The following is a 6581-nucleotide window of genomic DNA, read 5'->3' on the forward strand; positions in this document are numbered from 1 at the left end:
GCGTTCCTTCGCGGGAATCGGTGACGTGAACAATCACCAGCCTGCCATGACCGCCCTCTCTCAGCGAATTTGCAGAACTGTCAGCACACACCCTCCTTCATCACAAACCCAACCGAACAACTGGGCAGGTGTTCCAAAAAACGCCGAGTTCCAATAAGGACTCAGGTCCTGGTCCGCTATTGTCACCCCTTCCAAGTCGATGTGTTCGTCACAAATCTTGCGCAATTGAGAAAGGTCGCCCGGGCGTACAACTCTGATTTCCACAGTATTCTCCTGCTTCTCGTTCCGGCACACGTCAGGGGATTTGCTTGCGCAGTTGCCTGATGTGGCAGGTGAGCCAGCCCGCATATTGGCCGTCGTATTGTGGGCCGCGACGCTCACATGTGCGCACCCGATGAAGTGTAGATGTGTTTGTTTCAGGCAATGAGGCGCGTCTTGTGAGCACCGCCACGGTGGACCTGAAATCGCCTCACAGACGCTTGCCCACTGAACACGTCCCCGCCATGACCGGGGACGTGTTAAGGCACATTGCCTTCAGCCTCTGCAGAGGTCAGCGGTCTTGCTGCCGTCCGCAGGTTGTCTTTGCCGTAGCCGTATTTGCCGAATACTGCCATCATTTCGCCAGAGCCAACATAGTCCTGCATACGGCATTGAACGCGTCGACCGCAGCCTGCTCGTTGAGCTCGAAGGCGATAGCAGGATAGTTGGCTGGCGCGATGAACGAATCGGCCAGCTCAAGGCTGTGGTCCTTCTTAACAAGTCCAGTCGCTGTAAAGTAGTCGAGGGCACCGGCGGCGGCGCGACAGCCTGTCCGCCGGCGGTCCGGCGACCTGCATGATTTTGTCGTCGGCGATGCCTGACTTTTTCGCGTCCTGGACCGCGGTGTAGCCTGTATCACTGACGAAGGTGAGTCCCTTGTCACGCACATCCTCATAAGAATGCAGCCCTTCCGGGTTGCCCTTAGGCACCAGCAGTGCGCCTCTCTCCGTAGCGATCGGTTCGCTGAACAGCACGTTGCGGCAGCGCTCCGGCTTGATCCACATGCCGGCCGTGATGAAGTCGAAGCGGCTAGCCTGCAGGCCGGGGACAAGTGAGCCCCATTCGGTTACGACCGGCTCGATTCTATTCTCGTGTTTTTGCGCGACGCACGCAAATGCCAGACAATCCGATCCCCAAATTAATTCCCAGCACCGCAGGTTATTTGGTGTCCGCTTTTTCAACGAGACGCTCCATGAGCGTGCTGTAGGCGACAAAACCGGTGTGAGACCAGAAGGTCTTGCGGCCAGGATTGGTCTCCAGCACGTCGAGGAAAATCCTTGATTTGTTGTGGAAACGAGACCGAATAAGCAGCTCAAGGGTCCTGCAGCCAATCTCCGAACGTCGGTGTTGGCAGCTGACGTAGAATTGCCTCAAAAAGACGCGTTGCCCACTCGGCTCCGCATTGTCTGGCTCCAAACGATGAGTGGCGAGGCCCACAATCTCGCCGTTCTGGCTGAAGAGGTCGACCATCCAAATTTCGCGATTCACCAACTGAATAAACCGCTCCTTGAGTTCTGAAACCGTCATCGGGGTTTCGATGCTTCTCGGCCTCGATCAACTCGCGGTTCAACATTGCCAACTTGTCGAAATCTTCGGCGGCAGCTCTGCGAATCTCAATTGTCTCTGAAGCACTGTGATCCTCTCCTGACCCATGCGACCCACGCAGCGGGCTAGGCAATGCGCTCCTACATGTCCGTGGTGGGTAAAGCCCGTCCGCAGCCAAAAATCCTATGATTAGAGTTGTTCTCGATGACCTCCGATACGGATTCTCTCGCCGGGCTTATTTCGATTTGGTCGAGGTCATTGAATCCTGCATCGCCCGACAGCCGCGCCGTCGGTAGGGATCAGCAAGCGTTCAATTTCCAGATGGTGGCTGCGAGAGGCGGATACCAACGTTTCTCGTCTGAACGTAGCCGTCCAGCGCTTCCTGACCCTTCTCCCTGCCGTAGCCGGACTGGTTTATCCCACCGAACGGTGTTTCCACCCCGCCCACATACCACCCATTCACGTACACTTGACCGGCCCAAAGGCGGTCGGCGGTCCAGAGGGCCCGGTCAATATCCCGCGTGAACACGCCCGCTGCCAGACCGTGAACGGTGTCGTTCGCGAGATTGACGGCCATTCCCGGATTATCGAACGTGGTAACGGCAAGAACAGGACCGAATACTTCTTGCTGGAAGAGATTGCTGTCTCGCGCGACATCGGCAAACACCGTGGCCGCCATAAAGTAACCGCTCCGCTCCGAAAGCGCAGTCCCGCCGGTTACGAGTCGCGCGCCCTGCGAGAGGGCCGTCTGGCAGGCCCGCTCAACTCCTTGTCGTTGGTTTCGGGAGATCAACGGGGTGATGTCGCAGTTTTCGCGTCCTGGACCGACCGACAGTCCTTCGACGCAGACCCTCACTCTTTCCACCAGTTTGTCTGCAATAGAACGTTCCACAATAAGACGTGTAAGGTTGTTGCAATTCTGGCCTGCATTCAGAAAGGTCCCGACGCGTACCGCTTCCACAACGCAGTCGAGGTCGGCATCGGAATACACAACTGCAGCCGACTTTCCGCCCAGTTCCATTATGCAGGGCACGATCCGATCCGCTGCCGTCTTGAGCACCGTCCGCCCAGTAGTAATCGAGCCCGTGAAGACGATGTGGCGAACGTCGGGATGTTCGATCAGCGCCTGGCCTGCCGTTTGGCCGTATCCAGTGAGCACGTTGACCGCTCCGGCAGGCAGCCCCGCTGTCTCACAGGCACGCGCAAGTTCAACTCCGGAAAGGGGAGCTAGTTCCGGCGACTTCACCACGACTGAGTTGCCGGTTGCGATGGCGCAGGCCAGCGAGCGGGCCGTCAGTTCAAGTGGACCATTCCACGGAACGATCTGGGCGGACACGCCGAAGGGACTTCTGACTGTGTAGTTGACCAGGTTGGCCCCGCGCGGGATCGAGCGCCCTTCAAGTTTGTCGGCCAAGCCACCATAGTATCGCAGGTATCTGATGGCGGTCTGAACCTCGCCATCGGCAAGTTCCAATGCCTTCCCCGTCTCCGCGCAGTTAATGGCTGCGATCTCGTCGAAACGCGCTTCAAGGGCGTCGGCAACGCGAAACAACATGCGACCGCGATCATACGGATGCATGTCTATCAGCACGCGGTCGCGAAAAACGCGGTGAGCAGCAGTAACGGCAAGCTCGATGTCTTGGGGTCCTGCTTCAGCTACGACAGCAATCGTTTCGGCGCTCGCCGGGTCATCGACCTCGATGCGTGTGCCGGACACAGAATCCCGCCACTCGCCATCGATATAATTTTTGACTACGTCGTTGCTGGCCATCCAGTCCTCTTTCTTATCGCTCGATTTTCTTCGAATTGGCGCAGCGACAGTGGTCGGCGCCGCAGGAAGAACGGCAACCGTGGTATCGGTCCGGCAGTGAAAGCCCTAGTCTGCCGTTCAGCCGCTCCGAGTTCGCCCACTGCCACATGCCACGGAACGGCCTTCCCGTTCCGTGACTGCGAGCGGCCCGATTTTGGACCTGCTAGTGGCCCGGTGCTTTGTCGGCTAGCGAGCCGCGCCTCCACCGTCGAGGGTAGTCGCTACTGCGCCAATGCTGTCGCGAATGATGGACAGACCACGCCGAAGGTCAGCCTCGGCGATGGTGAGGGCAGTCATGAACTTAAGCACCTCACCGTATGAGCCGGCGATCTCGATCACCAAGCCCCGACGAAAAGCCTCCTGGGAGACCAGACCTGGCAAGGAGTGGTGCTTCGGTGAAACGAGTCCGTACATCAGACCGCGGCCTCGCACGCTCAGGCCGAGGGTGGGGAATTCCTCGGTAATCGCGTTGAGTTCTTGGACCAAGATCGCAGACTTGCGAGCGATCTCATCCTCGAACTTGGAGTCGGACCAGTAAGCTTCGAGGGCCGCACGAGCAGTGACGAAAGCATAGTTGTTGCCTCTGAAGGTCCCGGTGTGTGCGCCCGGGGCCCAGACATCAAGTTCAGGCTTGATGAGAATAAGGGCCATTGGGGTTCCGATCGCCGACAAAGATTTGGACAGGGTAACGATGTCCGGCACAATTGCAGCCGCTTCGAAACTGAAGAAACTGCCCGCGCGACCGACCCCGGCCTGGATGTCATCGAGGATCATCAAGATTCCGTGCCGCGACGTTAGCTCGCGCAGCCGTTGCAGCCAAGTAACGCTCGCAGCATTGATGCCGCCTTCACCTTGGATCCCTTCCAGGATCACCGCGGCAGGTTTGTCGAGGCCACTGTTGGGGTCATTGAGAAGCTTTTCGAAGTAATCGATTGTGTCAACTGACGCCCCCAGGTAGCCTTCGTATGGCAACGATGTCACATGGGCGAGGGGAAACCCGGCAGCGGCCCGGTGCTCCTTGTTTCCCATCGCTGCCAATGCTCCAGCGCTTTCCCCATGGAACGAGTTGGTAAACGAGACGATGTTCGATCTCCCGGTCACCTGGCGAGCCAGTTTTAGACTCGCTTCGACCGCGTTCGTACCTGTGGGGCCGGGAAACTGTAATTTGTATGTCAGACCACGAGGCTTGAGAATGTATCGCTCGAAAGCTTCGATGAAGGCTTTCTTGGCCGTCGTGGCAAGGTCCAGCCCATGCACAATTCCGTCGCGCTCGATATAATCCAGCAGCGCCTTCTTGATGACGGGGTTGTTGTGCCCATAATTCAAAACGCCTGCACCGGCGAAAAAGTCGAGATATTCCCGACCGTCTGCAGCGATGAGAGTGGTCCCGACTCCGCGATCGAATAGGGCGGGGAAGGCGCGGACGTAGCTGCGCACCTCAGACTCCAGGCGATTGAAAACCGCGAGACCTGCATCCATTTCAGGTGCGAATTGCTTGCTCATAGGCGAACTCCTCAATCTGAAGCCTGCAAAGCCAGGCCTCTTCTGCTTTATGAAGTGGCGTGTAGGTGCCGTTGTGAGACAATAGCGCGCTACATTGGGCGCCTTGCGCAAATTCTGAGCGGCGGGATGCAGTAATTATGCGAAATTGCCGGCAGGTTGCATAAGGCCGGCGGTTTGTGTGGCTGCGGTGACGATTTTTCCCAACCACCTCAAGACGGCTGCATTTGATGCAGCAACCGGGGCAGGCGAACCTAGCGCTCGATTCCCTATACACAGATGAGACTCTTGGCAGCGTGAGCCAACGAATGGAAGCCGAAGCGCGGAAATAGAGGTCCCCCCTATCATCATCGTCCAGTCGGCTTAGCGTTTAAGTTCCGAGACGTTTCCTCGGCCGAACTGGGCGCAAGGCCTCGGCTTTTGACCGTCGGCTGCCATTGTCAGTTGGGCGATGGTGGACAGCACTCTTCGGCCAATGGCTATAACTGACGTCGAGGACGATAGCCGACTTTGGTCCCATGCCTGGCCTGATCGTTTGGGCTTCCGTCTGCGCGGGGTTGAGGCTACAGTCGAGTGCATATCGCAGTTTTTCTGCGCAAATTGCAGCTATTCCGGAGAATGACCATGGAATTGGATCGGATAGATCTGAAAATCTTAAGCGCTGTTCAGCGCAACAATCGCCAAACAACGGAAGAATTGGGCCAACTGGCCGGTATATCGCCCACGGCCTGTCAGCGGCGATTGAAGCAGTTGCGACAAATTGGCGTAATTGAGGCTGATGTTGCAATCGTGTCGCCTGAGGCGGTGGGCAGGTCCCTGATGATGCTGGTCTTGGTCGACATTGAGCGCTATCGTTCCGACGTCATCGATCGCTTCAAGCAGTCTCTACAGAAGGCGCCTGAAGTAATGAGCGCGTATGCGGTCACCGGTAACGCCGATTTCGTTCTCCTTCTCTCCGTGCGTGACTTGGCAGAGTACGACGCATTCTCGAGGCGTTTCTTCTTTGATAGCCCGGCTGTTAGAAATTACAGCACGATGATTGTGATGGATCGCACGAAGGTAACCTTGGCGGTGCCAATCGATGTATAGAACGCGCAATCTTACGCGCATTCAACAACTGGTTGATCCGATTCACCGATGACTGGCGCAAGGGTCAGCCGCCTTGCCCGCCGGCCATGATTGGGACGGGAGTTTTCGTACCGCTAAAGCGGCGATGGAGCGCAAGGCGAAGCATCATTCTGCTCCTTACAACGGCCTCGTCAGCGCGATGCTGCAAAAGCACTTCTGGACCTACCGGGCTGCATTCTGATGTATCTCGCGATAGGTTTGTCCCCTTCAGTCGCGATGCGCTTTGTCCACTTAAGTCACGACGCTCCGGCATCGCCTTCAGCCCTGATGGACTGCTGGCAAGGTCATGTTTAAACGTTCCGCCCCGTTGGGAGGCCGCCATAATGCGAATCTCTTAAGAATGCGCTGATTTCCTGCGTCCTGCAAGATAATTGCGCGTTTTTGCTTGCTCGCCGTCTGCTAGATTTTTGCCCGACTCAGACATTTGCGAGTTTGCGTGGTTTTCGATTATATCGTCGTGGGTGGTGGCTCCTCTGGATGCGTGATGGCGAGCAGGCTCTCCGCCTATGGCGCTCGCGTGCTGCTCATTGAAGCTGGCCCTGATACGCCGCCGAATGCC

6 protein-coding genes are annotated in these 6581 nt (G+C 57.3%); 2 read left to right on the forward strand and 4 right to left on the reverse strand.

What is annotated here, in order from left to right; all coding sequences use genetic code 11:
- Window positions 1-752 precede the first annotated feature (752 nt).
- The 4 genes from EN949_RS36825 to ectB all read right to left on the reverse strand — a co-directional run bounded on the left by EN949_RS36825 (window position 753) and on the right by ectB (window position 4897).
- Window positions 753-1220 (reverse strand): transporter substrate-binding domain-containing protein, encoded by a 468-nt coding sequence (locus EN949_RS36825; RefSeq protein WP_224571101.1) that lies wholly within the window; start codon window positions 1218-1220, stop codon window positions 753-755.
- Window positions 1198-1566, reverse strand: a complete 369-nt coding sequence (locus tag EN949_RS31450; protein ID WP_063169352.1) for a GNAT family N-acetyltransferase — start codon at window positions 1564-1566, stop codon at window positions 1198-1200. Before EN949_RS31450 ends, EN949_RS36825 begins: the two co-directional genes overlap by 23 nt.
- A gap of 328 nt (window positions 1567-1894) precedes the next feature.
- Complete coding sequence (locus tag EN949_RS31455) at window positions 1895-3355, reverse strand: aldehyde dehydrogenase family protein (protein ID WP_063169351.1); 1461 nt, start codon at window positions 3353-3355, stop codon at window positions 1895-1897.
- A gap of 225 nt (window positions 3356-3580) precedes the next feature.
- Complete coding sequence (gene ectB / locus EN949_RS31460; RefSeq protein ID WP_063169350.1) at window positions 3581-4897, reverse strand: diaminobutyrate--2-oxoglutarate transaminase; 1317 nt, start codon at window positions 4895-4897, stop codon at window positions 3581-3583.
- 621 nt (window positions 4898-5518) lie between these two features.
- Here ectB and EN949_RS31465 point away from each other — a divergent pair.
- Entirely contained in the window at window positions 5519-5983 is a 465-nt protein-coding gene (locus EN949_RS31465; RefSeq protein WP_063169349.1) for an Lrp/AsnC family transcriptional regulator, read from the forward strand.
- A gap of 475 nt (window positions 5984-6458) precedes the next feature.
- On the forward strand, window positions 6459-6581 hold a 123-nt coding region (locus tag EN949_RS31470), incomplete at its 3' end, for an FAD-dependent oxidoreductase (protein ID WP_127274279.1).

This window comes from Mesorhizobium sp. M7A.F.Ca.US.007.01.2.1 (genome assembly GCF_003998165.1).
In the GTDB taxonomy this organism is placed as follows: Bacteria; Pseudomonadota; Alphaproteobacteria; order Rhizobiales; family Rhizobiaceae; genus Mesorhizobium; species Mesorhizobium ciceri.